The 25,366-nt window shown below is 63.2% G+C and carries 22 protein-coding genes and 3 tRNA genes; 5 read left to right on the forward strand and 20 right to left on the reverse strand.

Features of this window, described 5'->3' with window-relative positions; translation table 11 throughout:
* Positions 1-153: 153 nt before the first annotated feature.
* The 6 genes from BLT26_RS09985 to BLT26_RS10010 form a co-directional block, all read right to left on the reverse strand.
* Positions 154-588 carry a hypothetical protein gene (locus BLT26_RS09985; protein ID WP_091512960.1) on the reverse strand — a complete coding sequence of 145 codons (435 nt, stop codon included), beginning with the start codon at positions 586-588 and terminating at the stop codon, positions 154-156.
* 292 nt (positions 589-880) lie between these two features.
* Positions 881-2,920 carry an NAD-dependent DNA ligase LigA gene (gene ligA / locus BLT26_RS09990; protein WP_091512963.1) on the reverse strand — a complete coding sequence of 680 codons (2,040 nt, stop codon included), beginning with the start codon at positions 2,918-2,920 and terminating at the stop codon, positions 881-883.
* A 111-nt stretch (positions 2,921-3,031) separates the two neighbouring features.
* Positions 3,032-4,099, reverse strand: coding sequence for a cell division protein ZipA (gene zipA / locus BLT26_RS09995; RefSeq protein WP_091512970.1), 1,068 nt, complete (start codon positions 4,097-4,099; stop codon positions 3,032-3,034).
* Between the two features lie 24 nt (positions 4,100-4,123).
* Positions 4,124-7,627 carry a chromosome segregation protein SMC gene (gene smc, locus BLT26_RS10000; RefSeq protein WP_091512972.1) on the reverse strand — a complete coding sequence of 1,168 codons (3,504 nt, stop codon included), beginning with the start codon at positions 7,625-7,627 and terminating at the stop codon, positions 4,124-4,126.
* 192 nt (positions 7,628-7,819) lie between these two features.
* Positions 7,820-9,079 carry a c-type cytochrome biogenesis protein CcmI gene (gene ccmI, locus BLT26_RS10005; protein ID WP_091512976.1) on the reverse strand — a complete coding sequence of 420 codons (1,260 nt, stop codon included), beginning with the start codon at positions 9,077-9,079 and terminating at the stop codon, positions 7,820-7,822.
* The gene (locus BLT26_RS10010; protein ID WP_245720668.1) at positions 9,072-9,608 is read right to left on the reverse strand and encodes a cytochrome c-type biogenesis protein; all 537 of its coding nucleotides are present in this window, start codon (positions 9,606-9,608) and stop codon (positions 9,072-9,074) included. Before BLT26_RS10010 ends, ccmI begins: the two co-directional genes overlap by 8 nt.
* A 191-nt stretch (positions 9,609-9,799) precedes the next feature.
* Here BLT26_RS10010 and BLT26_RS10015 point away from each other — a divergent pair.
* Positions 9,800-9,875: transfer RNA gene (locus BLT26_RS10015), tRNA-Val, on the forward strand.
* Positions 9,876-9,922: 47 nt separating this feature from the next.
* A tRNA-Asp gene (locus tag BLT26_RS10020) sits at positions 9,923-9,999 on the forward strand.
* 241 nt (positions 10,000-10,240) lie between these two features.
* Here the strand turns inward: BLT26_RS10020 and BLT26_RS10025 are convergent.
* The 13 genes from BLT26_RS10025 to BLT26_RS10085 form a co-directional block, all read right to left on the reverse strand.
* Positions 10,241-10,960: a DUF4197 domain-containing protein gene (locus BLT26_RS10025; RefSeq protein ID WP_091512980.1), complete on the reverse strand. Its 720-nt coding sequence runs from the start codon at positions 10,958-10,960 to the stop codon at positions 10,241-10,243.
* 247 nt (positions 10,961-11,207) lie between these two features.
* Positions 11,208-11,642 carry an OsmC family protein gene (locus BLT26_RS10030; RefSeq protein ID WP_091512983.1) on the reverse strand — a complete coding sequence of 145 codons (435 nt, stop codon included), beginning with the start codon at positions 11,640-11,642 and terminating at the stop codon, positions 11,208-11,210.
* A gap of 130 nt (positions 11,643-11,772) precedes the next feature.
* Complete coding sequence (locus BLT26_RS10035; RefSeq protein WP_245720669.1) at positions 11,773-12,381, reverse strand: IMPACT family protein; 609 nt, start codon at positions 12,379-12,381, stop codon at positions 11,773-11,775.
* Entirely contained in the window at positions 12,344-12,928 is a 585-nt protein-coding gene (locus tag BLT26_RS10040) for a DsbE family thiol:disulfide interchange protein (protein WP_091512987.1), read from the reverse strand. The genes BLT26_RS10035 and BLT26_RS10040 overlap by 38 nt, the downstream gene beginning before the upstream one ends.
* Positions 12,929-12,961: 33 nt before the next feature.
* Positions 12,962-14,947 carry a heme lyase CcmF/NrfE family subunit gene (locus tag BLT26_RS10045; RefSeq protein WP_091512990.1) on the reverse strand — a complete coding sequence of 662 codons (1,986 nt, stop codon included), beginning with the start codon at positions 14,945-14,947 and terminating at the stop codon, positions 12,962-12,964.
* Entirely contained in the window at positions 14,944-15,393 is a 450-nt protein-coding gene (gene ccmE / locus BLT26_RS10050) for a cytochrome c maturation protein CcmE (RefSeq protein ID WP_091512994.1), read from the reverse strand. The genes BLT26_RS10045 and ccmE overlap by 4 nt, the downstream gene beginning before the upstream one ends.
* Positions 15,394-15,448: 55 nt before the next feature.
* Positions 15,449-15,682 carry a heme exporter protein CcmD gene (gene ccmD, locus BLT26_RS10055; RefSeq protein WP_091512997.1) on the reverse strand — a complete coding sequence of 78 codons (234 nt, stop codon included), beginning with the start codon at positions 15,680-15,682 and terminating at the stop codon, positions 15,449-15,451.
* 1 nt (position 15,683) lies between these two features.
* Positions 15,684-16,427, reverse strand: coding sequence for a heme ABC transporter permease (locus tag BLT26_RS10060; RefSeq protein ID WP_091513001.1), 744 nt, complete (start codon positions 16,425-16,427; stop codon positions 15,684-15,686).
* Between the two features lie 12 nt (positions 16,428-16,439).
* Positions 16,440-17,183 (reverse strand): heme exporter protein CcmB, encoded by a 744-nt coding sequence (ccmB, locus tag BLT26_RS10065; RefSeq protein WP_091513004.1) that lies wholly within the window; start codon positions 17,181-17,183, stop codon positions 16,440-16,442.
* On the reverse strand, positions 17,170-17,841 hold the full coding sequence (gene ccmA / locus BLT26_RS10070) for a cytochrome c biogenesis heme-transporting ATPase CcmA (RefSeq protein WP_091513007.1): 672 nt from the start codon (positions 17,839-17,841) through the stop codon (positions 17,170-17,172). The genes ccmB and ccmA overlap by 14 nt, the downstream gene beginning before the upstream one ends.
* A 121-nt stretch (positions 17,842-17,962) precedes the next feature.
* The gene (locus BLT26_RS10075; protein WP_175453079.1) at positions 17,963-19,690 is read right to left on the reverse strand and encodes an ATP-binding SpoIIE family protein phosphatase; all 1,728 of its coding nucleotides are present in this window, start codon (positions 19,688-19,690) and stop codon (positions 17,963-17,965) included.
* Positions 19,691-19,716: 26 nt separating this feature from the next.
* A complete protein-coding gene (locus tag BLT26_RS10080; RefSeq protein WP_091513014.1) occupies positions 19,717-20,064 on the reverse strand; it encodes an STAS domain-containing protein in 348 nt (115 codons plus the stop codon).
* Positions 20,065-20,394: 330 nt separating this feature from the next.
* Positions 20,395-20,577 carry a PA3496 family putative envelope integrity protein gene (locus BLT26_RS10085; RefSeq protein ID WP_139169484.1) on the reverse strand — a complete coding sequence of 61 codons (183 nt, stop codon included), beginning with the start codon at positions 20,575-20,577 and terminating at the stop codon, positions 20,395-20,397.
* Positions 20,578-20,943: 366 nt separating this feature from the next.
* Between BLT26_RS10085 and BLT26_RS10090 the strand changes: the two genes are divergently transcribed.
* The 3 genes from BLT26_RS10090 (at position 20,944) to BLT26_RS10100 (ending at position 23,127) form a co-directional block, all read left to right on the forward strand.
* Positions 20,944-21,019, forward strand: a tRNA-Arg gene (locus tag BLT26_RS10090).
* A 321-nt stretch (positions 21,020-21,340) separates the two neighbouring features.
* Complete coding sequence (locus BLT26_RS10095) at positions 21,341-22,042, forward strand: 2OG-Fe(II) oxygenase family protein (protein ID WP_091513020.1); 702 nt, start codon at positions 21,341-21,343, stop codon at positions 22,040-22,042.
* Between the two features lie 506 nt (positions 22,043-22,548).
* Complete coding sequence (locus BLT26_RS10100; protein ID WP_175453080.1) at positions 22,549-23,127, forward strand: HdeA family protein; 579 nt, start codon at positions 22,549-22,551, stop codon at positions 23,125-23,127.
* A gap of 77 nt (positions 23,128-23,204) precedes the next feature.
* Here the strand turns inward: BLT26_RS10100 and BLT26_RS10105 are convergent, their stop codons facing one another.
* Positions 23,205-25,223 carry a mechanosensitive ion channel family protein gene (locus tag BLT26_RS10105; RefSeq protein WP_091513026.1) on the reverse strand — a complete coding sequence of 673 codons (2,019 nt, stop codon included), beginning with the start codon at positions 25,221-25,223 and terminating at the stop codon, positions 23,205-23,207.
* Positions 25,224-25,366: the final 143 nt, after the last annotated feature.

Raw genomic sequence — 25,366 nt, forward strand, 5'->3', positions numbered from 1 at the left:
GGGGTTGTTGAGGAAATGATTCCACCGCCGTCAGTCGCCGGTGCGGGGAAGGCATAAAGGGCAGGCCGGCAAGGAAATGCGTACGCGACTCGCTGAACGGCGGGGAAGCCAGCGTGAAGAGCACCTGTTGGGGGAGGAGCTTACAGGGAAGGATCAGATGCTGACCCGCCCCTCCTGCGTCCACTCACACCGGACCTGCATATCGCCACTGCCCGGCTCGTGGTACAGGCCCGTTGCTTCCCAGGTAAAGGAGTGCGTGCCGGAGAGCTCGGTCTCGAGATGTACGGTCGCAGATACCCAGTACATGCTGCCGAGCAGCTCCTCGAATTTCTGGATCCAGTGATTCCACTCGTATTCCACGGCGCGGTACGAGGCCCCAAAATGGATCACATCGGTCTGGTACTGGGACTGCTTCACCTTGATGGTGGGAATGGAAAACATATCGCGGCACAGGAAAGGCCACTCGTCGGCACTGGGCAGGGCCAGCACCGCTTCGCGATTCACGCGGCGACGGTCCGATCCCCCGGCGAGGCTGTTACTGTCCTTGATACATCCATAGACAATCGATTCCTGGTCACCCTGCACCACTATTGTGTCCCTCAGCACAGCAGAGCCGGACGAGCGCCATCCGGCCAGTTGAGAATTCGCCAACCCACTTTAACGGCGGCAACGCGAAAATGCCATAACGCTAATCGCAAATAAACGCGGGCCGGCTTCACTGCTCAAAGAGTGAGCGCGGCCTCGCCGGATGACCGCCATCCGGCGACAACTGTCTCCTTGCGGCCTGTAACCGCCCTTCCAGTGGTGCACCTCATGCCGGCATGCGATGGAAAAACAAAGGTGAGCAGCAAGTGGGGTACGCAGCAGCCCCCCTGCGCACTCAGATCTCAATTCCGCGGCTGCGCAGCATCGCCAGGAATTCATCTTCGTCGAGGGTGGCAATTCCCAGTTCGCGGGCCTTGTTCAGCTTTGAGCCGGCACCGGGACCGGCGACCACCGTATGGGTGTTTGCCGATACACTGCCGGCCACCTTGGCCCCCAGCCGCTGCAGGTAATCCTTGGCCTCGCTGCGCGAGAGTGTTTCCAGCTTGCCCGTAAGCACCCAGGTCTGGCCCGCCAGCGGCTGCGACTCTCCGCCGGTTTCTTCCGGCTGCCAGTGCACGCCCGCCTGTCGCAGGGCCTCGATTTCCTCCTGGGTGTGCGGCTGGCCGAAAAATTCGGCTACAAAGTGCGCCACTATCGGCCCCACATCCTCGACTTCTTGCAGGGCCTCTTCGTCGGCCTGCATCAGCGGCTCCAGGTCGCCGAAGTGTCGGGCCAGGTTGCGCGCGGTGGCCTCACCAACCTCCCGAATACCCAGCGCGTACAGGAACCGCGGCAGGGTGGTGTCCTTGCTGCGCTCGAGGGCGTCGATCAGGTTCCGGGCGGATTTCTCACCCATTCGCTCCAGCCCGGCCACCTCCGCGGCCTCGAGGCGGTAGAGCCCGGAAACCGAGTGCAGCAGGCCCTCGTCCACCAGCTGCTCCACCAGCTTGTCGCCGAGCCCGTCGATATCCATTGCCTTGCGCGACGCAAAATGCTTGATCGCCTGCTTGCGCTGGGCACTGCAGACAAGCCCTCCGCTGCAGCGCGCCACCGCCTCCCCGGGCGTTGACTCCACCGGGGAGTCACACACCGGGCAGTGGTCGGGAAACACGATATCCCGCGCATCTTCCGGCCTGCGGCTCTCCACCACGGAAACGACCTGTGGGATCACGTCGCCGGCCCGGCGAATCACCACCGTATCACCTATCCTGACCCCCAGCCGCTCGATCTCGTCCCGGTTGTGCAGGGTCGCATTGGAGACGGTGACGCCACCGACAAATACAGGCTCTAGTCGTGCTACCGGCGTCACCGCACCGGTACGCCCGACCTGGAACTCCACGTCCCGCAGCACCGTCATCTCCTCCTGGGCCGGAAACTTGTAGGCCGTGGCCCAGCGTGGTGCACGGGCAACAAAACCGAGGCGGCGTTGCAACGGGATACTGTTCACCTTGAACACGATACCGTCGATATCGTAGGGCAACTCCGGACGCTTCTCTTCCAGGCTGCGGTGATACTCGATGCAAGCCTGGATGCTGCTGGCTGCCGCCATCTCGCTGTTGATCCGGAATCCCCAGCGGTGCAGCTGCTGCAGTATCTCAGTGTGCTTCTCAGGCAGGCCACCGCCCTCGACCAGGCCAACTCCATAGGCGCAGAGTTCCAGGGGCCGCCGCGCAGTCACGCGTGAATCCAGCTGGCGCAGGCTGCCGGCCGCGGCATTGCGCGGGTTGACGAAAACCTTTTCCCCGGCAGCCCTTGCAGTATCGTTCAGGCGTTCGAAGCCCGCCCGGGGCATGTAGATTTCCCCACGCACCTCCAGCACTGCCGGCACATCATCCTCGATCAGCCGCAGGGGCACTGAACCGATGGTGCGTACATTCTGCGTGATATCCTCACCGGTCGTGCCATCGCCACGGGTCGCCGCCCGCTCCAGCACACCCTCGCGGTAAAGCAGGCTGATGGCGATGCCGTCGAGTTTTGGCTCGCACGCATATTCCACCGCTTCCGTCGTATTCAACCGCTCCCGTACCCGGCGGTCGAACTCCTGTAATTCGTCGTCACTGAACGCATTGTCCAGTGACAGCATGGGCACCTCATGGCGCACTTCGGCAAATTCCGTCAGTGGCTCGGCGCCGACGCGCTGGGTCGGGGAATCCGGCGTAACCAGCTCCGGATATTCCTGCTCCAGCTCCTGTAATTCACGCAGGCGGCGGTCGTATTCGGCGTCCGGCAGTTCAGGCGCATCAAGGACGTAGTACTGGTAGTTGGCGCGCTGCAGGATGGCGTGGAGTTCCTGGGCGCGTTCGCGTTTTTCCGTGGGGATCTTCTTATTCGTCATCGATTGTTCGCAAAAAACACGGCAAAAATATTCAGGGAAGGAATTCTACACGCAAGCGCGGCGACCGGCTCCGGTGAGGGGCTGTCGCCTCGCCTGGGGGAAAGAGGCCTGTCAGGCCTGCGCGCGCGCCAGGGCCCGGCGACGCTGGAACTCCATGACGCGCTGGCGGTAATGCTCCGCCGTCTGGGCGGTGAATACGCTGCGGTTTTCGTCCTTGAGCTCCCCGCCGAGATGCTCGGCAATTTCGCGGGACACCGACAGCATCAATTCGAATGCCTTGATCGCCTCGCCCTCAACCGGCAGGGCGAGAAACAGGCTTACCCCGGGAGTGGTGAACTCCTCCATCCTGCCCAGCTCAAATATTCCGGGAACCACCATGTTGGCAAGGCTGAAAATCACCGGGCCGTCATCGCCGCCCCCCAGGTGATAGTGGAATATATCCATATCCCCGAAGCGCATGTTGACCGCCATGAGGGCCCGCAGCAGGTCATTGCCCTCGAAAACGTCACCCTCGGGAGCCATGATATTGATAATCAATACCTCGTCCACCCGGGGCCTCTCGGCACCACCGGCCCCGGACCGTCGCTCCCGTCGGTCCACTCTCGATGTGACACTTGCCTCTTCCGGACGGGGCTCCGCGGCCCTGTTTTTCTTCAGCACGGGTTCGACCTGCTCTTCCTGCTCGGTTTCACTCAGGGCTTTGAGGCTGTCTGACTCATCAAGTTCCGGCTCACGCCGGATCTCTTCGTCCCCGCTCTCTGCGGCGACCGAGTCCATCAGGGTCGGGACCTGCTCCTCGAGGTTGAGTGAGGCCTGGCGGGGCTCGTCTCCCTCTCGGTCCGAATCCGGTGCGGCCGGAGATGGCTTTTCCACTGGCTGGGCTCCCTCTTGTACCTTGCGGTTGACCTGCAGCGCCTCTTCCAGTGCACGGCGTTGCACCACGCGTACGCTTCCGGGAAGCTCCCGAGCGATCTGGGCACGCTTCCGCGCCTCCTCGGGATCAACCCACTCACTCTCCTCCCGGGTGGCCTTGCCGCCATAGGCGTCGCCATACATCGCCCGCGTCAGGTTGCGCGAGGTTCGGCTCGCCTCCCGGTATCGCACAATCGTACGACGCACACCGTCAACCAGCGCCAGCACCACCACCAGCGCCAGGATCATGATCAGCCAGTTGTCCATAGCAAGCGTCTCTCCTTTACGCCCTTACGCGGATGCCAGCTCGGCCGCCTCTTCCACATCCACAGACACCAGTCGCGACACCCCCGGCTCGTGCATGGTCACACCGAGCAGCTGGTGCGCCATCTCCATGGCGATCTTGTTGTGAGTAATGTAAATAAACTGCACATGTTCGGACATCTCCTGCACCATGCGCGCGTAACGCCCCACGTTGGCATCATCCAGCGGTGCATCCACTTCGTCCAGCATACAGAAAGGCGCCGGATTGAGGCGAAAGATGGAAAATACCAGTGCGATGGCCGTGAGTGCTTTTTCCCCGCCCGAGAGCAGGTGGATAGTGCTGTTACGCTTGCCGGGCGGGCGCGCCATGATCGCGATACCGGTATCCAGCAGGTCCTCCCCGGTCAGCTCCAGGTAGGCATGGCCACCACCGAACACCTTCGGGAAGAGCTCCTGCAAACCGCTGTTGACCTTGTCGAAGGTCTCCTTGAAACGGGTCCTGGTTTCCCGGTCGATGCGCTTGATCGCATTCTCCAGGGTCTCGAGCGCGTCGGTCAGGTCACTGTACTGCCGGTCCAGGTACTCCTTGCGCTCTGACTCCTGCTTGTACTCGTCAATGGCGGCCAAGTTGATGGCACCGAGGCGAGAGATCCGCGCCGCCACCAGTTCCAGCTCCTCCTGCACCTGGGCGATGGTGAGGTCGCCGGGTAGCTCTTCCAGTACCTGGTCCACTTCGTAATCGGATTCGCGCAGCTGTTCAACCAGGCCGTTGCGCTGCACCTCCAGCGTCTGCGCTGCCAGGCGCTCCTGCTCGAGCTGGGCGCGCACGCCCTGCAGGGCAGACTCGACCTTGTGGCGTTCCTGCTCCTGCTCGCGCAGGCCGCTTTCTACCTCTTCCAGTTTCTTGCGCGCCTCGGACAACTCGGTTTCCACTTCCATGCGCTCGGCCAGCTTCTCTTCCAGCTCGGCCTGGAAATCCTGGGAGGGGTCCTCGCTCTCCGCCATCTGTTCCTGCAGCAGCTCGCGGCGACTGCGCAACCGCTCAAGCTGCTCCCGCATAACCTGCAGGGTACGCTCGAGAGACATCATCTGGGTGCGCACCGATTGCTCGCGCATGGCCAGCTCGTGAGCCTTGTCCTTGTCCTCGCGGGCCCGCTGGCGTGCCGCATCAAGGGCCTCGCGCAACTCGTCGCGGCGAGCCAGCAGTACTTCGCGGCGATCGGTATCGTCGCTCATGGCCTCGAGCGCTTCCTGCAGCAGCAGGCGGGCCTCGGAGAGGGACTCGCCCTCCATTTCCAGCTGCTCGCGCACTTCCGCCAGTTCCTGCTCGACGCGGCTGCTGCGCTCGTTCATTTGCTCGGCGCGGGCCCGCCGGGCGGACAGCTGGCTGCGCAGTTCGGACTCGCGACGGCTGAGCTGCTCCATCTCATTGCGGGACTGCTCGATCGCAGCCTCCACGTCCGCGGCTTCACGCCGCAACTCCTCGCGCTGCTCCGACAGGCTTTCGATCTGTTCTTCGCAGGCGGCAATAGTGGAATCCAGCTCCTCCAGCTCCTGCTTGCGCGCCAGGACGCCCGCTTCGGCGTCGGACGCCCGGCTGACCCGCAGCCAGTTCGGTCCCAGCCAGAGGCCGTCGCGGGTGACAATGGATTCGTGGGCCTGCAGTTGCGATCGCTGTGCCAGCGCCGCGGGCAGGTCCTCTGCGGTATAGATTCCAGACAGCAGGGCGGCCAGGGCGTCCGGCCCCTCCACGACCTCGGCCAGCGCCGGCAGGCTGCCGTCGGTAACAGGCGGGACGGTACTGCCGTCGACAAAGATTGCCTGGCCACTCTCGAGGCTGGCGAGCCCACCGGCCAGGCTCTCCAGCTGGTCGACACAGACCGCCTGCAACTGGCTGCCGAGCACCGTCTCCACGGCCTTTTCCCAGCCGTCTCTGGCACTCACCTGGTCGGCCAGGCGCGGGCGATCCGCGAGCGCCTGCTGCTGCAACCAGTTGTCGACTGCCTTGCCCTGCCCCAGTGCGGCCTGCTGCAGGGCCTCCAGTGAGGCGTAGCGACCGCGGCTGGTTTGCAGCTGCAAACGCAGCTGGTCGAGCTCGCTCGCAACGTCACTCTCACGGCTGCGCAGCTCGGCCAGCGACTCGTTCTTCTCCGCCACCGACTCGCGGCGTTCGCCAGCCTGCATCTCCAGCTCGGCCAGTTGCTCGCTCAGCTGCTCGAAATCCTCGTCCTCGCCGCTCTCGGCCAGGCGGCCCTGCTCTTCCTTCAGCTTGTTGATGCGTTCCTGCAACCGCTGGCCCGATGTCTCCAGGTGCTGGATGCGGGACTGCTGTACCTCGGCCTTCTGGCGTGAACCGGAAGCCCCGGCATTGAACTGGTCCCACTCATTCTGCCAGTCGCGCATCAGGTCTTCAGCGGACTGGAGCGCAAGGGCGGATTCCTCTTCGGCAGCCTGGACCATCTCCAGGTCGGGCGTAATGACTTCCAGCTCGGCTTCAAACTGGGCCGCCTTCTCGCGATCGGTTTCCAGCCCGGTCTCCGCCTCACGGTACTCCTGCTCGGTTTGCTGCAGGTCGGATTGCAGGCGAGTGTTGCGCTCCCGCGCGTGGGCGATGCTCTGTTCGATACGCGCAATATCGGCGCCGACGGCATAGAAGCGCCCCTGCACCTCATTGAAGCTGTCAGACAGCTCGTGATACCCGACGCGCTTCTGCTCGATATCCGTGTCGCAGCTTACCTGGCGGGTCACCAGCTCTTCCACGGTGAGCTCCAGCTCGGAAATCTGCTGCTGCTTACCGCTGGCCTGGTCGTTGAGATCCCGGTACTTCAATGCCTGCAGGTGGGCCTTGTGGCTGCGCTCCTCCTGCTTGAAGCGACTGTATTTCTCCGCCGCTGCGGCCTGGCGTTCGAGGCGCGACAACTGGCGATCAAGCTCGTCACGGATATCGGTGAGACGTTCCAGGTTCTCGTGGGTCCGGCGCATGCGGTTCTCGGTATCGCGCCGGCGCTCCTTGTACTTGGAGATGCCGGCGGCCTCCTCGATGTAGACCCGCAGCTCCTCGGGCTTGGCCTCGATCAGCTTGGAGATCATGCCCTGCTCGATGATGGCATAGCTGCGCGGCCCCAGGCCGGTACCCAGGAACAGGTCGGTCACATCGCGGCGACGGCACTTGTCGCCATTCAGGTAGTAATTGTTCTGGCCGTCGCGGGTCACACGGCGCTTGACCGAGATTTCGGCGAACCCGGCGTAGGGACCGGCCAGCTTGCCGGCGGAGTTGTCGAACACCAGCTCGATAGAGGCCTGGCCCACCGGCTTGCGGCCGCTGGAGCCATTGAAGATCACGTCGGTCATCGAGTCACCGCGCAGGTTCTTCGCCGACGATTCACCCATCACCCAGCGGACGGCGTCGATGGTGTTGGACTTGCCACAGCCATTCGGCCCCACTACCGCGCTCAGGTTGGAGGGAAAATGAACAGTAGTCGGGTCAACGAAGGATTTGAAACCCGCAAGCTTGATGCACTTCAGACGCATGTATTGTTAACTCGGTATTTTGTTATTCGCCGGCGCCTGGCAACCGGCCGGCGATGGCCGCACCAAAACGCCGATTGTACATGCCCGGCGCGGTGGTTTCAGCGGTAATTTTCGATTAGCAGCGGACGGCGGCACTGGCGGGGAGAACCCCGCCGGCCCCGGGGGAAAGGGCTCGCGGACGCGGCCCCGACCCTAGAGCTGCCGGTCGATGGTGATTGCCACCGGCCGGCTCCAGTCGGACTCCGGCAGGGATTCGATACTGCCCTGCCAGTCCCCGGGCGCGGGCCGCGCATCGCCATTGACCGCCAGGCGCGCCACCAGCTGCACCGCCTGGACACTGGCCAGGGAGCGCCCGGGCATCATCGCCCGGGATTCGTCCAGTACCACCTCGGCGGGCAGGTCACCGGCAGAGAGACGCACGATGGCGAGCGGCATGGGGCTCTCGGCCCCACGGGCATAGATGAATACCGGAGTGTCGTCCGCCGCCTCCACGCCGTCGGCCAGGCTCACGCTGACGCGGATCGCGGGCTCACTGCTGGCGGGATCTTCACTACTGACTGGGGTATTCGCTACGGTCGCGCTCTCGAGCGTCTCACCGCGCTCGACCAGGGCCTTTTCCGCGCGGGCAACGCCCGCGGCCAGGGCCTCGGCGGCTGCCGAGCCGGGCGCAAGCTGGTTGAGCGCGCGCTGCCACAGGGCCCGCGCCACGCGGAAGTTCTCTTCCTCGAACGCCGCGATCCCGGCCAGGCCCAGGGCGGTACCGTTGTCGGGCTGGGCCTCCAGCACCTCGCCAACCAGGCGGCGCACCTCGTCGGTGACGCGGGAGCCCTGCTGGAAAAACAGCGCCTGCGCCAGCTCTGCCTTGACGCCCGCCGCCTGCGGCTCGCGCTCGACGATGTAGCGGTAGGACTCCACCGCACCGTCAAGGTCGCCGCCCACCATAAGCCGCTGCGCAAGCACGTAGCGTGTGGTGAGGTCTTCCGGGTTGGCCCGTGTGCGCTCCAGCAGCTGGCTGGTGATGCGCGCCTCCGTGGCCCGGTTGGACTTACCCTGCTGGCTGGCGACGATATCGCGGTAGAGCTCGAGCTCGCCCACGTGGCCACTCTGGAAATAGATCGCCAGCGCCACCACCGGCAGCACTACCGCCAGCGCCAGTAGCAGCCCGCGACCACCCTGGCGGGACTCGCCATTCACCGACTGCTCGGCCTGCAGAAGGTTGCGGGCCATTTCCGCCTCCAGTTGCGTGAACTGGGCATCATCCATCGCGCCGCTGGCCCGGGCGGCTTCCAGCTCGGAACGCTGCTCGCGATACAGGGCAGCCAGGGCTGCCCGTTTCTCCTCCACCCCGGCATTCATTTTCCGCTGGGCGCCCGCACCCCTCAGGGCAGGCCACAACAGCAGGAACACCACCAGCAGAACCAGGGCCGCCAGGCCCAGCCATAACTCAATCATTGCGTTCGCTTCCACCTTCGCCCGACTCGCCGTCTTGCAGCCGGTCCTCTCCCAGGAGTGCCTGCAGGCGGCGACGCTCGTCGGCCGTCAGCTCACCACTCGCGTCGTCCTGCCGCGCACCAGTACCCGACCGCGAGCGCATCACTACCACCACGAGGGCCACAAGACCGATGGCGGCAAAGACACCGGGAGCAATCCAGAGAGCCATGGTGTTGCGCTGTACCGGGGGGCGGTAGAGGACGAAATCCCCGTAGCGGGCCACCATGTAGTCGGTAATTTCCTGGTCGGTGAAGCCTTCCTCCAGCAACCGCCGGATCTCCCGCCGCAGGTCCTGGGCCACCGGAGAGTCAGAGCCTGCCAGGTTCTGGTTCTGGCACTTGGGACAGCGCATTTCCTCTATCAGTACCTGGTAGCGCGCCTGCAGCTCAGGGGTCGACAGTTGCTCGACCTCCACCGCGGCCGCCACAACCAGCGACAGGCACAGGCCACCCAGGGCCGCCACCAGGGATAGCCACCTGGTCTGTTTCACAAGCTCTCTCACCCAGTCCCTCTCTATCGGTTCGCCCGGTGGAAATTTGCGCGATTATACCAGCCTCCCCCGCCCCCCGCACTCGTCCGCAGGCCGCGCCGGACCTGCTTAACTTATTGAAAGGTAAAAAAATTTTTCACAAAGCGTTGACGCACCGAAAAATATCATTACTATACGCAGCTCCTGACGCGGGGTGGTTAGCTCAGTTGGGAGAGCGACGGCCTTACAAGCCGTAGGTCACAGGTTCGACCCCTGTACCACCCACCACTTCCCCTTACCTGCCCGGCAGGTTAAAACAGGGAAGAAAGGAATGCGGACCGGTAGTTCAGTTGGTTAGAATGCCGGCCTGTCACGCCGGAGGTCGCGGGTTCGAGTCCCGTCCGGTCCGCCATATACAAAAAAGCCCTGCTCGCAAGAGCGGGGCTTTTTTGTATATGGCTGATCGGCGTGCAAGAACCCCCGTTCGACAAATTCGCTACCAGCGAATTTGGACGCGGGAGCGCAGCGACGGCGCCCATCACTCCCGTCCGGCACCATGAAAAGTAAAGCCCGCTATCAGCGGGCTTTCTCAGGTCCGGTAACTTTCTTCCCGCAGTGCCGCCTGCTCAATCATTATCGACGGTAGCGAGACGTTATCCCTCCCCCGCGCCGAATACCTGTCCAATCAGCACACTGCCCCGGGCCACCGGGTCTTTTCGGATCAGTGCTTCCTCCTGGCCAATACGACTGAACAGCATCGCCATGCTCCGGTCAATTACGTAGCGTTCAAGGTCCATGTCCGGCTTGTCGGCGACAGGCAGTTTTTCGTAGGCCGCCAGCAAAGTCCTGTACTGCTCGTAGAAACCGGTCTCACGGAGGTTTTCCTTAACAATCGGCTGATAGCGCAGGCGCAGGGCCCCTTCCGTCTGTCGCTGGAAGTAATCAGTTGCCGCTGTTTCACTGCCGCGGACAATGCCAAGTGCATCGTTGACAGTCATACCCGTAATCGCCTGCTTGAATACCGGTGCCGCCTCGGCGACAGCCTGCTCGGCGCCGCGGTTCATGGCATTTTCCAGCTGGTCTACGTAACTGCCAAACCCGAACCGGCGCAGGCCGTCCGCGATCGGGCGGGCAGCTTGCGGGACCTGCAGGTTGAATGCACCTGTCCTGGAAAGGTGGGTACTGGCGCGGTCGGTGCTGGTATAAAGGGTTTCCTTGATGCCCCTCGCGAGCCGGGAATCGGTATCGTAGCCCGCATTCCGGGCCACCTGGTTACCCACATCAATCCACGGGGAAACTGCCTCCATATTCTGGCAACCGGTCAGCGCCATTCCTCCCGCGAGCAGGCAGGCCAGTAACGGGCGATATCTCATGGTAAGTCTCCTGAATTCCAGATCGCCCGATACTAACCTATCCGACGCCTGCGGGAAGTGACGGGTGCCCCGATTCGCAATACAGCTGGTAGCCAGGCTCGGCGCTGAGATCACCCGGGACCGCCCGTCGGCTGGCGGGAATGGGCCTGCAGGGCGCAACCCGCATGAAAAAAAATCAGAAAGACGAGCCATCCCACGGGCATGGGCATACCCGCGGCAAGGGAGGAACCGGAAATGGTCGAGCGTGCTAGCCGGTCGAGACGTTGACCTCGAGCGTCACCTCGCCGGAAAGTGATGCGGTAACCAGGCAGTGACTTTCGGCCTTCTCCAGCAGGCGCTGTGCTTTTTCCCGGTCTTCACCCTCCGGTATTACCAGGTCGGCACGGACTTCGAACGCTGTGAAGCGCGGCACACCGTCCGCTTTCTCCAGGGTACCGTCGACGGTGCATTCAAGATGCTGCCAGTCCAGGTCCCCATGCTGGGCAATGGCACGGAACGTGAGCACCAGGCAGTCCGCGACAGCAGCCACCAGCAGGTCTTCCGGCGACCAACGGTCACCGGGGCCGTCGAACTGTCGGGGCGGCGCGGTGGCAATAGTATCCAGGCCTTCCGCCGTGACCTCGACATCACCCTCCTGGTCCGCACGGGCCGCTACGCGGTAATGATGAGGAAATTCCTGCATGGCTTGATGGCACCTGATGACTTTCTTTCAGACTAGGTGCGGGCCCCTGGAGCTTCAAGTTCACTCCGGGAAAACGGCGGCCGTATGCTGAAGCCATGACGCTGCGCGCTGGGGGAATGTGGCGGGAAACCTATTCGGCATCCGGTGCCGGGACCACACAGAATCCCTCGGCATCCAGCTGCTGGCGCAACCCCGGCCACCGGTCCTGCGGCAACTGTACCTCCACCGAGACTCCATTGCCGTACTCTGTCTCTCCAGCACGGCCACCGGCCTGCCCAACCAGGAAGCGCAACCGCGATTCCAGGGCAAAATCACAGGAAATCGTTACTTCAGTGAGAGGGATATATGGCGCCAGCTCGGCCCGCTGCAGTGCCGCTCCCACGGCACCGCGGTAGGCCCGCATCAGCCCCCCTACTCCCAGCTTGGTACCGCCGAAATAGCGCGTGACAATGGCACCCACGTTGCCCACACCCTGTTTCAGCAACAGCTCCAGCATGGGGCGACCCGCGCTGCCGCCCGGCTCACCGTCGTCATCCGACTGCATGATAGCGGGGTTGGCGGGATTGCCGATCACCAGGGCGGTGCAGTGATGGCTGGCATCCGGGTACTGGCTGCGCAGGGTTTCCAGCTGGTGGTGGAAGGCCGCCTTGTCCTCTACCGGTCCCAGCCAGCAGATAAAGCGGCTCTTCTTTTCCTCGGTCTCACTGACAACGGGAGAGCAGGGAATCTGGTAAGTCACCGGCAAACTCGTCCCAGGACTGGCTTTGCAGTTTTTCGTAAAGGGGCTGCAGCTTGGTCTGCCAGATGCGGTCGTCCACCACACCCACGTGCTTGCAGCGGATGGTCCCGCCCGCATCCACCAGGAAGGTCTCTGGTGCGCCGAACACCCCCAGGTCCAGGGCCAGCCGGCCTTCCTTGTCCGCAATGCTGAACAGGTACGGGTTATGGAATTTCTCCAGCCACTTTTGCGCCTCGGCGCTGTCATCCTTCAGGTTCACACCGATAATCGGCACCCCTTCGCTCGCCAGCTTGTTGAGGTACGGATGCTCCACCCGGCAGGCGATGCACCAGGTGGCCCAGACATTGAGCAACAAGGGCTCGGGCGGCAGGTCGGTGCGGCTGAGCAGGGCCTTACTGTCGGACACCTCTGGCAGCGAGAATTCGGGCACCGGCTTGTTAAGCAGTGCCGACGGCATCTCCTGCGGATCCAGTGACAGTCCGCGCCAGAACAGCAGGGCCAGTGCAGCAAAGATAATCAGCGGCAGGAAAAGTTTGAGTCTTGCCATGGTTGTATCAGGTCCCCTTTCCTTCCAGCAGCATCAGGCGCTCGCTGGCGCGGCGGTTATAGCGGGAGCGCGCGCCGCGCGGATTTTACGGTAGCGCTTGTCAGCCACGGCGATACCGCCCCCGATAGCCATCAGCAGCGATCCCAGCCAGATCCAGACTACGAAAGCCTTGTACTGCAGGCGCACCGCCCAGTCGCCATTGGGGTTGGCCTTGTCCAGCGGTTCGCCCAGCGCCACGTAAATATCGCGGAAGAGCCCGCTGTCGATTGCGGCCTCGGTCATGGTATTGCCACCGGAGAAATAGTTGCGTTTCTGCGGGTGCAGTTCCGCTACCGGTTTCCCGTTGCGAGCCACGTGGATCACGCCCTCGACGGCGCGGTAATTTGGCCCCCGCACCTGGCGTACTCCGTCAAAGCGGAAATCGTAGCCCGCAACGCTGTGGCTGTCGCCACTGCCCATCCGCACATCTTCCTCGACGCTGTATACCGTTGTCAGGGCCACGCCGAGTATGGTTACCGCCAGCCCGATGTGGGCCAGGTGCATGCCGTAATAGCTGGCACGCTGGCGCAGCAGGCCGGCCCGGAGTGAGTCCGCGTTGCGGGTCCTCGCAAGAATATCCGCGATGCTCGATGTCGTTACCCAGGCTCCGACAAAAATTCCCAGCGCCGCGCCCCAGTGGAAACCACCTAGCGCAAACGGCAGCGCCACTGCCGCCACGGCGGCCAGCGCCAGCGGCAACTGGCAGGCCCCGAACAACCGATCCCAGCGGCTATCCTTCCAGTTGGCGTGGATCCCCAGCCCCAGCAGCAAGCCCACCAGCGCCATTAAGGGCACGAAAAACAGGTTGAAGAATGGCGGTCCCACGCTGATCTTGCCCCAGTTCAGCGCATCAGCCAGCAATGGGTAGAGGGTGCCGGTCAGTACCACGCCAGTGATCAGCACCAGCAGGATATTGTTGGAAAGCAGGAAGGTTTCCCGCGAGCGGAATGAAAACACGCTGCCTGCGCTTACGGCCGGCGCGCGCAGCCCGAACAGCACCAGCGACAGGCCCACGACAATCACCAGGAAACCGAGGATGAAACTGCCCCGCAGGGGGTCGGTGGCGAAGGCATGTACCGACGTCAGCACCCCGGAGCGCACCAGGAAGGTTCCCAACAGGCTCAGGCTGAAAGCAAAAATCGCCAGCAGTATGGTCCAGCTCTTGAAGAGTCCGCGCTTCTCGCTCACCGCCAGCGAGTGCAGCAGCGCCGTACCCACCAGCCAGGGCATGAACGAGGCGTTCTCAACCGGGTCCCAGAACCACCAGCCTCCCCAGCCCAGTTCGTAATAGGCCCACCAGCTGCCAAGGGCGATACCCAGTGTGAGGAAGGACCATGCCACAGCAGTCCAGGGGCGCACCCAGCGGGCCCAGGCGGCATCCAGGTGACCGCCCAGCAACGCGGCAATGGCGAAGGCGAAAGCTACAGAGAACCCCACATAACCCATGTAGAGCAGTGGCGGGTGGATAATCATGCCCGGGTCCTGCAGCAGCGGGTTGAGGTCGTTACCCTCCACCGGGGGAAACGGCAGTGTGCGATCGAAGGGATTCGAGGTGAGCAGGATAAACAGGAAGAAGCCCACCAGCACGAAGCCCAGGACCGACAGCACCCTGGCCACCAGCTCTGCCGGCAGCTGGCGACTGAACAGCGCCACGGCGGCGGCCCAACCGGCCTGCATCAGCAGCCACAGCAGGATGGAACCCTCGTGGCCGCCCCATACAGCAGTGATCCGGTAGTGCAGCGGCAGGAAGCTGTTGGAGTTCTGTGCTACGTAATTGACGGTGAAGTCACTCTGCACGAATGCCGCCGTCAGGCAGAAGAAGGCAATAGCGGTGAACACCAGCACACCCACCGCCAGCGGCTTGCCCGCCTCCATCCACAGGGGACGTGCCGCAAAGCTCCCCGCCATTGGCACCGCGGCCAGGGCCAGGGAAAGCAGCAGCCCCATCACCAGCGCGAAATACCCCAGCTCAGGTGTCATATCTTGGCTCCATGGCCACAGCTGGCGTCGCCAGCCATGGACTCGGCAACTTCGGGCGGGGTGTAGTTCTCGTCGTGCTTCGCCAGCACCTGGTCCGCGCGCACAGTGCCGTCGCGCATCAGCTTGCCGGTCACCACCGCGGCTTCGCCCTCGGCAAACAGGTCCGGAAGGATCTTGTCGAACACCACTTCCAGGTCTGCCTCGCCATCGGTAATGGCGAAACGTACGTCCAGGCTGTCCCCGCTACGCTGCACGCTACCCGGCACCACGCAGCCGCCCGCGCGGATACGTTTCTCGAACGGCACCTCGCCCGCCCTGAAGGCACTCGGGGCGTAAAAATAATCCATATTGTTGCGCATGGCATAGGTAACGAAACCGACAGCGGCACTCGAGAGGGCCACCAGGACCAGTACCAGGATCAGGCGTTGTTTGCGAGCAGGATGCATGAGCTATCGTGTCCTTCAGGATGCAGGTTGGGAAGTAACTGTGCGGCCGCCGGTATCACTCTGCCGCAGCCGTCTCCATCACGGGGGCGGCAATCTGGCGGCTATCGGCGCGGCGCGCACGGATGCGCTGCTCGCGCAGGAACTCGCGCTGCAGCTGGCGCTTTCTCAGCACCGGTTGCAGCAGCAGGCCCGCCATCGTGGCCAGGGTCACCCCATAGGCCACCCATACGAATGGCCCGTGGCCATTCATGGCCAGGAAATCAGCCAGGCTGGCAAACTGGAATTCCATCTTAGCGCCCCTCCCCCATAAGTTTCTGGACCCACTGGGTGCGCCACTCGCGCTGCAATACCAGCGTGCGCGTATGCAGGATGAGAGCCCAGGCATAAAAACCGTAAAAACCGATGATCATGGTGAGCAGCGGGTAGAACATGCTCGGGTCGATGCTGCTGGACTCGGTCAGCTTGATGGTGGCTGGCTGGTGCAAGGTGAACCACCAGTCCACAGATTTGTAGATGATCGGAATGTTTACCGTACCCACCAGGGCCAGTAGCGCACAGGCCTTGTCGGCCAGCTGGTCGCGGGAAAAGGCTCGCGACAGGGCAATCACCCCGACATAGAGAAAAAAGAGTATCAGCATCGAGGTAATGCGCGCATCCCACACCCAGTAGGTTCCCCAGGTGGGTTTGCCCCACACCGCGCCGGTAAGCAGTGCGACAAAGGTCAGCGCTGCACCGATGGGCGCCGCTGCCCGCATAACGACGAAAGACAGCTTCATCTTCCAGATAAGGCCGATGGCACCACTGATGGCCATCAGGTAGTAGCCGGCCAGGGCCAGGAAGGAGGCGGGTACGTGGATATAGATGATGCGGTAACTGTTGCCCTGCTTGGCATCCTGCGGGGCGAATCCGAGCCCCCAGGCCGCGCCCACCAGCAGCAGCAATACACTGGCACCTGCCAGCCACGGCAGCCAGGCACTGGACTTCTCATAAAACCAGCGCGGCGAACCCAAGCGGTGAAACCATTGCCAGGCCAAGGGCAAACCTCCTCAAGAATCTGTACTGATGCGGATCGCACCCGCGGCAGCCAGGGGTGCCAGCGCCGCGGCGCCGGCCAGCAGGGCTGCCAGCACTGCCAGTTGTACGCCGTAGGCGTAGCCGTCAATCGCGGCCTGCACCGCACCGGCGCCGAAGATTAACACGGGCACGTAAAGTGGCATAACAATCAGCGCCAGCAACAACCCCGGGCGCCGCAGGGCCACGGTCAGGGCCGCGCCCACCGAACCGATCAGGCTCAGGCTGGCAGTGCCGAGTAGCAGCGACAGCACCAGGCACCCGTAGCCGGCCGCCGGCAGGTTGAGCATCAACCCCAGCAGTGGCGAAAGCAGCGCCAGCGGCAGTCCCGTAACCAGCCAGTGGACTGCCACCTTGGCCAGCACGGCGAAATACAGGGGCTGGGGGGACAGGGTCAGCTGCTCCAGCGAACCGTCCTCGAAGTCACTGCGAAACAGGCTTTCCTGGGATAGCAGCGTGGCCAGCAGCGCCATTACCCAGATCATGCCCGGCGCCAGCCGCGCCAGCAGCGCGGGCTCGGGCCCAACGCCGATTGGCAGCAGGGCCAGCACCGTGACAAAAAACAGCAGCGGGTTGGCGATATCACTCCGGCGCCGCAGCGCCAGCAGGAGTTCCACCCGCAGCAGGCCGGCGAAGCCCGGCCCGCACCGCTCACCCGGGGCAAGTATCGCTGGCGAACTGTAGCCAGGTGCGGGCGGGAAGCGATCAGCCCTGGGCATGACAGGCCTCCATCTCCCAGTCTTCCGCCGGCGCAAAAGCGGCCAGGTCGACACGGATCAGGTTGGCGAGCGCAACCGGCTGGTGTGAGGTAAACAGGATGGCGCCACCGCGGCTCAGGTGGCAGGCCATCTGTCCCTGAAGGCTGGAGACGCCGGCCACATCGAGAGCCGCCAGTGGCTCGTCGAGGATCCACAGCTGCGGTGAACCCGGCAGGTACAGCCGCGCCAGGGCCACGCGCCGGTTCTGGCCGGCGGAGAGGTGCTGGCACAGGCTGTCCTCGAAGCCGTGCAGGTCCACCTGCTCCAGGGCCGCCAGCGCGTCCGCCTCCGGGGCGCCGTACCAGGCCAGGTTCTCCAGTGGCGTAAGGCCGCGGCGCACACCCGCCTGGTGGCCGATATACAACAGGGAGTCCCGCATCTGCGGCAGGGCGCTGGGCAGCGGCACTCCGCACCAGAGGATCTCCCCGCGGTAGTCCCGGGCACTGCCAACCAGGGTGCGCAACAGGGTCGTCTTGCCGGCACCATTGGCGCCCTCGACCTGCACCGCAGCGCCCCCTTCCAGCGACAGGTTGAGACCGTCAAACAGGGGGCGACCGTCGCGCTCACAGCAGAGTCCGCGCAGTTGCAGGAGGGGTTGTGAACCTTTAGTCGCTGACATGTGCCGCTGCCGCCGCTGACCTCTGATAGGGGGAACTGATGAATTTCTGAGCGGCATTATACCGGCTATGGCGTCAATTGCATGGTTCTTCTTAATCAGCGCCCTATCCGGGGCACAGGGGCTAGGCCGGTAACGGGTTCGCTTCCGGGGAGGGCGCCCTGCCCGGCTCCTCCGGCCAGTCCAGCACCGCACGCACCTCGCTCACTCCGGGACTGAACTCCAGTCGCCGGCAGAGGCTTTGCACCAGTGCGAGTCCCCTGCCGGAATAGGCATTGGTCGCCTCGACCTGCCGGGGAAGCCCCGTCCCACTGTCAGCAACCAGCAGCTGCAGCGTCCGACGCTCGCCCTCCCGGGAAGTACCCAGCTCGATACGGACCCAGCCCCGGTGAAGGTTTCGTCGTCCGGCTTCCAGGCGCCGGTAGTATTCGGCAAAACCGCTTTCAGTCCGTTTCAGGCCGCTATCCAGCTCCAGCAGGCCATGCTCGATGGCATTGTTGCACAGCTCCCCGAGAACAATGGAAAGCGTATCGCGCAGCTCCCCTGAATCGGGGAACTGGGACAGGAAACGGTGCATCAGGGGCACCGGGTCCAGGTCGCGTAACTCTTCCGCCTCCAGGGTTATCGAGAACGACCAGTCGCCGAGAGACCTGGCCGGAGCGGCACGGCGGTGAACCTCGCCGATCGCCGCAGGATCTCTGGCCACCTCATCCAGGCAGAGTTCCACCAGCGACAGGTCGTCCTGCTGCTCGACACTGAAGTGATTCACCGCAGAAAGGATGTGCTCGAAGCGGTCGGCGGGGCGGGAGTTGGCCATTAGCGAAAGCAGCCTCTCTTCGCCAAACATCTCACCACTGGTGCTGCGGGCCTCGTGGATCCCGTCGCTCCAGAGGTACAGCCGGTCTCCCCGCTCCAGGGGCACATACTCGATGGCATTGTCGAGGGTGAGCTGGCGCATTACGCCGAGCGGCAGATGGCGGGACTCGAGCAACTCCAGCCGGCCGCCGGCCCTCGATAGACAGGCGGCCGGCATGCCGGCATTGAGGATACGCATGTGCTGCTTGCAGGCATCCAGCTCCAGCAGCACCGCACAACAGAACATATTCGATGGCAGCACGAGATGCAGTTTCAGGTTGAGCTCCCGGGCGATCTGGCTCAGGGTGAAACCCTTGGGGACCATCGAGTAAAAAATGGAAGTCAGCGGTACAGCCCCCACCGCTGCGGCAAGCCCGTGGCCGGTAAAATCACCCAGCAGCAACATCAGCTTGCCGCCCGGTGCCCAGGCAGCGGCGAGTACATCCCCGTTCAAAACGGCCCGGGGGGACAGGTGGTAGCGGATAGCGCCGGTCTCTTCGAGACAGCTCTCCCGTCCCATGTTACGAAAAATTTCACGGGCATCCGCCTGCTCCTTGAGAAGGTCGGCCTGGCTGCGGCGCATGCGACTCACCTGGGTGACGAGCGCCCGGTTAAGGCTGCAATAGCGCCGCAGCGCCACCAGCTTCATACGGATCAGCTGCAGATTGTAGGGTTTGAACAGGAGGTCGTCGCAGGTGGCAAACGGCCCCGCTGTGTTTGCCACTGCGGCCTCATCGCCCACGCCCAGGATCGGTACCGGCTCAAGGCCCGCTCGCGAGCGCAGCCGATCAATGCCCTGTGCAACCGGCCCCGCACCGGGTCCGATGATCACCACATGGGGGCGGAAACTATCGAAAACTGCGAGGCCGGAAGGCACCCCGTCCACCAGGCGCACCTCAACACGTAGGTCCCGGGCCTCGGCCCTGGTCGCAACCGGATCACACCCGGCAAGGACAGTTTCCAGGTCGGAGGCCTCGAGGGGATCTGGCTCGATCACCAGGATATTGAAGGAGGGTCCCACCACTAGCGGATGGTGAAAATCTGGTCGAAATTGGAAACTGACAGCACCTTGGCCACGCTGTCATTGGCGTTCACCAGTTCGACCAGGTGTCGCTCACCCCGGTCTTCCCGGCCTGCGAGGCTGTGCTCCCGCAACAGCAAGAGCATGCCCAGGGCGGCGCTGTCGAGATGCCTGGTCTCCGACAGGTCGACGCTATAGGTCTTCGGTGCCGGCTGGCAATCCTGGTAGGCGCGCTGGAATTCCCGGTGCAGGTTGAAATCAAAGTTTCCGTCAATGCGGATGGTGAGGGCGTCCCCGCCCTCGGAAAGGTGCGTGGAAATCCGGGAGGCTGTCGGTTCAAACACCAGCATTGCGAATCTCCTTATTCATCCGCTGCAGGCAGCGCCTGCCGGTTTAAAATACCCTAACGCAGGTCTCGCAGCGAGGCAACTTGCCGCGGAAGAAGTCGCTCCCCCCTGCACCCGGACGTGCGGAGCCCCGGCAGCGCCAGGTGCAGCACGGGCCACCCCGGCCAGCAAACTGCCACGATGCAACCTATGCCGGCAGCGGTAGTGAATGGCGCAGGTGTGCCGCCCTGCCTGGCAGACCCGGGCACCGGGACCGCTGCCACTGGCTGGCCGGCCACTATGCCGCTCGCCAGAACGCAGAAAGGCGCCCCAGGGGCGCCTTTCTGTTTCGCGTTAAAGGTCGAAATCGTAATCCATCAACTCGCGGCGAAGCCGCATCTCCTCGAGTTTATCCTCGACCATCCGGCGGGCATCGCGCGGTGGTTGCGAGGTGGCCTGCTTCAGTACCTCTGTTGCTATTTGGGGGATATCTTCGTAGTCAAAATCGTAGTTTTGTTCGCTAACGTTGCCGCTCATACGAAACTCCAATATCTCAACCTGCCAGGGCAGGCTCACCCTTGTTGTTTTTGTAGTGCCCTCGCAGATTAGCCAGCAGCGAGGATTCTGGTCAAGCAAAAAATTGCCCCCGGAAACAGGTTTTTTTCACGCCGTAACACACCTCCCGGCACCGAGGGAAAATGTCCCGGTGCGAGGGGATCCAGGGCGCAAAATTAACTGCCCGAAGTGACCGTTTTGCGACAAATTCTCGCCACCAGGATGACACCGCCGGGGCAGCCACGTGCGCACGAAGAAACAGGGGGTGTTACGACCGGTGACACTGGGCGCGCCAGGCGCTAGAATAGCGACCCGCCGGGCGACTTGTAGCCGCGCCCGGCCCCTTTCGCCCCCGTCGGTTAACAGGATAAACCACGGACCTCCTAAGTCCGCACTGCAGGTTCGAGTCCTGCCGGGGGCGCCAACTACCCCTTCGCCTACCCCCCCCGGGTTCACCCACTGGATCGCGCCACTGCGCCGGGGACCCCTCACCCTGCTCCAGCCGCGGCGGAGCCTACGGGAAGCAACCACCCCGGAACCAACCGTCACCCTTTCGGGCTCGTCGGCCGACAGCACCACGGCCGGAACCCGGCTGTAAGCGGCTGTAATTGGCTGATTAAATGCCGTTTGGTATGGTCCAGATATGGAATGACGGCAGTCAGCGATGTCTGGGAAATACCCTCGCACAAAACCCGCTGGCGAAGTTGCCTCGCTGCTGATTTCGACCAACTGCGGATTAACAATAATGACAACCGTTGTGACCGAAGCCGGCGAAAGCCTGCGCCCCTCTGCCCTGAAACACCCCGACACGCTGGTCCGGTCGGAGCCCTTTTCATTCATGGTCGCCAGGAACCTGTTATCCGCTGACCTGATGCCCTCGCTCGCGCAGGACTTCCCACGACTCAAGGCGCCCGGCTACCTGCCCTATGAGAGAGACCAGTGTGGGGACAGTGTCAACGCGCTGATCGACGAGCTGGTATCTCCCGAATTCGCCAACAGCATCGGCGAGCTTCTCAACATCGACAACCTGGCCGGGTACCCGACCTTCGTTTCCATTTCCCGGAGCCTTAAAAAACGGCACGGCAAAATCCACACCGATGGAAAGTCCAAGATCGCCACGGCGCTGCTCTACCTGAATGAGGACTGGGCGGAAACCGGCCAGGGCTGCCTGCGGTTCCTGAACCGGATAGATGATTTCGAGGACACAGTGGTACCCGAAGTAAAGCCTGTCTACGGGACCCTGGCCGCCTTCAAAAGGGCTGACAATTCATTCCACGGCCACCTCCCGTTCCAGGGCGAACGCCGGGTTATCCAGGTTGCCTGGCTGGTGAGCGCTGAAGACAAGTTGCGTAAGGCCAAGCGGGGGCGACTGTCCCACAAGCTGAAGCGCCTGGCCGGCTGGATCGGGACTAAACTCGGCGGGCACGGCCGTCCCGCGGCCCAGTAATTCCCCGAAGCACGAGCACCCGATCACCCACGCCCTGCTACCGACCGAAGGAGCGCCTGCTCCGATCCAGTAGCAGGGTCCAAGAGGGGCACCAACTACCTCCGGGCGCGGTCGCCGTGCATGCCCGCTCCCTCGCCGCTGCTCGCCCCGCTATCCGGAAGAAACGCGCCGAAAGAGATGCGCCACCGCTGGCGGTATTACGCACACGCGCTTACCGCGCAGCATTCCCTTCCGCTATCACTTCTGAATCAATGATTTCCAATGTGTCTAAGGCGCGCCAGCAGGAGGGTGCGCGCGGTAGAAATACGCGTCTATGCTTTTCGGTGAGTGGCTCCGGCTGGTTCCGGCGCCATATTCCCTCGACCGGCGCGGGGAAGCGGTGCCAGCAGGTACGCAGCCACCCACCGCAGCCGGCAATTCGTGCGTCCGGGCCTCATATCCGGGTCCGGGCACGGCATTGCAGTCAACCAGCCGGGCCTGATCCCGGTAACTCTGGAGGTCCCGAAGTGAAGACACGTCGTATCTTGCTGCCATTGATCATTGCCGGCCTTGCCGCGCCGACCGCCCTCGCACAGGACGAGCTCCCCAACGTAGAGGACCGCCGGCCGGCCACTCAGGACCAGGCCACCACACCGCCGGCGTCCCCACCGGATCGCCAGCCTGCTGTACAAGACCAGACAGCCACACAGGACCAGTCTGCCACCCCGCCAGGAGCACCCCCCGAGCAGCAATCCACCAGGAAGAGCCGGAAAGCGGCAAAGGACTGGACCTGCGCCGACTTTATTGCCGTCGATGAGAAGTACCAGCCGAAGGTCGTGTACTGGGCCACCGCCAACACTGAAGATGGCGACCCGGAGGCCGCGATTCTCGATATCGAGGCCACGGAAAAAGTGGTACCGATGGTGATCACCGCGTGCAAGAAGACACCAAAGGAGTCCTTCCGCAAGAAATTCAAGGAGGAGCGCCAGAAGGTTGACCGCGAAATGAAGCGGGACATGAAAAAGATGGAAGATCGCCACAAGGCTATGGAGGAACGCAAGAAGATGATGAAGGAGGAGAAGAAGGAGACCCGGGACCAGATGTAACTTCAGTACCCGTTAGTACCCATTCGGCCGGGCCCGCCGGGGGCCCGGCAGCTCCGCCGCCGCGTCGGTAGTGCGGCTCAGCCCTCCGAGTCGGGAGATCCCTCTGGCGGGTAATAAACAGTATTGCGCAATGCCGCGCGGCGCTCGGCGGAGAAGTAGGGGAATGGCATCTGCTGGGCGGCAGCCCATTCCCGCACCTGGTGCTCCGCCTCCTGCTGCCTCTCGGAATCGATTCCCCCGTCACGGGTAAAGTAGACCGTCTGCGAGGGAAAGGCGAAACCCGTTCCGGACTGCCGCACGATACGGAAGATGCGGAAATATATATCCTCACAGATGGCGCGGTACTCGGGAAAATCGTTGGTAAACACATCCACCCGGATCTCCACCAGCAGTGCGGAAGCACCGAAGCCACTGAAACGCACCGAGGGTTCGTCATCCGCCACCTTCGGGTGGCCCACCAGCATCTCGCGAATAGTCACCAGCACATAGCGCAGCTGGTCCTCTGTGGTCTCGAATCGCAGCGTCAGCTCGGTATGCAGGAGAATATGGCTGCGGGTGGTGTAATTGACAATATGCATCTGGCTGAAGTCGGCATTGGGAATAGTGGTGACGCTGTTGTCGATGCCCCGCAGGCGGGTCGAGCGCATGCCGATACTTTCCACCGTGCCGGTCCGCTGGAAATCACCGCCAGCATCCTCCCCGTAGCGGCAGAAATCCCCTACCCTGACCGGCTTGTCCCCGAAAAGGTTGAGACTGCCAATAAAATTCTCGAACGACCCCCGCATGGCGAGCGCCACTGCAATACCGCCAATACCGAAACCGGCCAGCAGGCTGTAGAGTGGCGCGCCCAGGCGGCTGGTGAGCAGGAAAGCCACGGCAATGACACCAGCCAGGCCGAGAGTCCGGGCGATAAAGCGGAACAGGTGCGCGTCCAGGCTTTCCCGGTGTACCGCCGAGCGGCGGATGTAGACTTCCATCATGGCCGGCGGCACCACCCAGGCAAGCCATGCAAGGGCGAGGTAACTGACGATCTCTGCCAACAGCGATACCGTGCCACCCACCGCATCGGTCAGTGTCAGTTGCTGGTGCAGGAAAGAGGCCAGTGGTCGCGTCAGCAACAGCAGGATCAATGGCACCAGGAAGCGGGTCAGTCGTGCAGCAACATGGGGATTCTCGCGAAAGCGCCCGGAAAACCGCTGCAGGAGCAGGAGCCCTCCCGCAAACAACACCAGCACCGCAAACAGCGCCAGCCACTTCCAGGTCGCCTGGCGGAAAATACTCTGCTTCATCCAGTCCGGGAAGGAATCGATGAGTCCGGGAGGAACGAGCCAGCCGCGCATGGCCATATAGGGGCGCATCTCGGCGTAGTATTTGAGGGGAACTTCACGACGATACGGCAGGTGCCGCACCTTCTGGTAGAATTCTGCGGCCCGCGCCACCGTATCGGCAGAGAAAATAAATTTGCCCGCCCTGGGGCCCTCGGCGACCCGGACCAGGGTGATCTCGGTGTGAGGTATGGTCCAGCTTACCGACCTGGCAACTCCCTCCTCTTTTTTCTGCTCGTCCTCTTCCGCAGCCGCGGGGGTGGGAATGCCCGGCAGCTTCTTCGGCTCGGCCTCCTCCTCCGACACGACGGTTGCCAGGTCGGGTACTTCATCGGCGCCCGGAATTTCCTCGAGCGGGGGGAGCTCGATCCTGGACAGGACCTCATAGAGATAAATCGCAGCGTCGCTTCCGGCATCCACACGGGCTGCCGGTGGAATCTGGCTCAGATCCAGCAGGCGACCAATCTGCCGCAGCTTGTCACCAAACTGCTCTGCCAGGGCCCGGCTGGGATCGGTCCAGTACTGCCCACGCGCGAGACTGCCCAGCTCATCGCCCAGGGCCAGGAACGTGGTCAGTGTCGCCCGCGGACTGGACATATCGAGCGGGTCGAGGGGGTTCCTGGGCTTTTCCCCTTCAGTTGCTTCCGGGGTATCCGTCTGGCGCTCGCCTGCCTCCGCTCCTGCATCCGGCGACTGGGCGAGGGGCGACTGGGCGAGTGGTGACAGGGCGATCACCAGCAGACTGGCGAGTCCAATCCATTTAAACCGCACGGCAACCTCAGTGGTGAGTCCGCTTCCTGCTCTATACGCGAAATGATGGTAACGATGGGCTAAAGAAAAGATAGTAGAAGCGGGGTGCACCGGCGGATCTGGGGCCAGCGGCGAGCCCCGCCTGGCGGCGGGACCCAGGGGAA

This window comes from Microbulbifer yueqingensis, assembly GCF_900100355.1.
GTDB lineage: Bacteria > Pseudomonadota > Gammaproteobacteria > Pseudomonadales > Cellvibrionaceae > Microbulbifer > Microbulbifer yueqingensis.

Bases quoted from the DNA above. Each gene is read 5' to 3' on its own strand.
- ligA (WP_091512963.1), bottom strand. From the start codon at position 2,920: ATGACGAATAAGAAGATCCCCACGGAAAAACGCGAACGCGCCCAGGAA.
- zipA (WP_091512970.1), bottom strand. From the start codon at position 4,099: ATGGACAACTGGCTGATCATGATCCTGGCGCTGGTGGTGGTGCTGGCG.
- smc (WP_091512972.1), bottom strand. From the start codon at position 7,627: ATGCGTCTGAAGTGCATCAAGCTTGCGGGTTTCAAATCCTTCGTTGAC.
- ccmI (WP_091512976.1), bottom strand. From the start codon at position 9,079: ATGATTGAGTTATGGCTGGGCCTGGCGGCCCTGGTTCTGCTGGTGGTG.
- BLT26_RS10025 (WP_091512980.1), bottom strand. From the start codon at position 10,960: ATGAGATATCGCCCGTTACTGGCCTGCCTGCTCGCGGGAGGAATGGCG.
- BLT26_RS10030 (WP_091512983.1), bottom strand. From the start codon at position 11,642: ATGCAGGAATTTCCTCATCATTACCGCGTAGCGGCCCGTGCGGACCAG.
- BLT26_RS10040 (WP_091512987.1), bottom strand. From the start codon at position 12,928: ATGGCAAGACTCAAACTTTTCCTGCCGCTGATTATCTTTGCTGCACTG.
- BLT26_RS10045 (WP_091512990.1), bottom strand. From the start codon at position 14,947: ATGACACCTGAGCTGGGGTATTTCGCGCTGGTGATGGGGCTGCTGCTT.
- ccmE (WP_091512994.1), bottom strand. From the start codon at position 15,393: ATGCATCCTGCTCGCAAACAACGCCTGATCCTGGTACTGGTCCTGGTG.
- ccmD (WP_091512997.1), bottom strand. From the start codon at position 15,682: ATGGAATTCCAGTTTGCCAGCCTGGCTGATTTCCTGGCCATGAATGGC.
- ccmB (WP_091513004.1), bottom strand. From the start codon at position 17,183: ATGCCCAGGGCTGATCGCTTCCCGCCCGCACCTGGCTACAGTTCGCCA.
- ccmA (WP_091513007.1), bottom strand. From the start codon at position 17,841: ATGTCAGCGACTAAAGGTTCACAACCCCTCCTGCAACTGCGCGGACTC.
- BLT26_RS10080 (WP_091513014.1), bottom strand. From the start codon at position 20,064: ATGCTGGTGTTTGAACCGACAGCCTCCCGGATTTCCACGCACCTTTCC.
- BLT26_RS10085 (WP_139169484.1), bottom strand. From the start codon at position 20,577: ATGAGCGGCAACGTTAGCGAACAAAACTACGATTTTGACTACGAAGAT.
- BLT26_RS10095 (WP_091513020.1), top strand. From the start codon at position 21,341: ATGACAACCGTTGTGACCGAAGCCGGCGAAAGCCTGCGCCCCTCTGCC.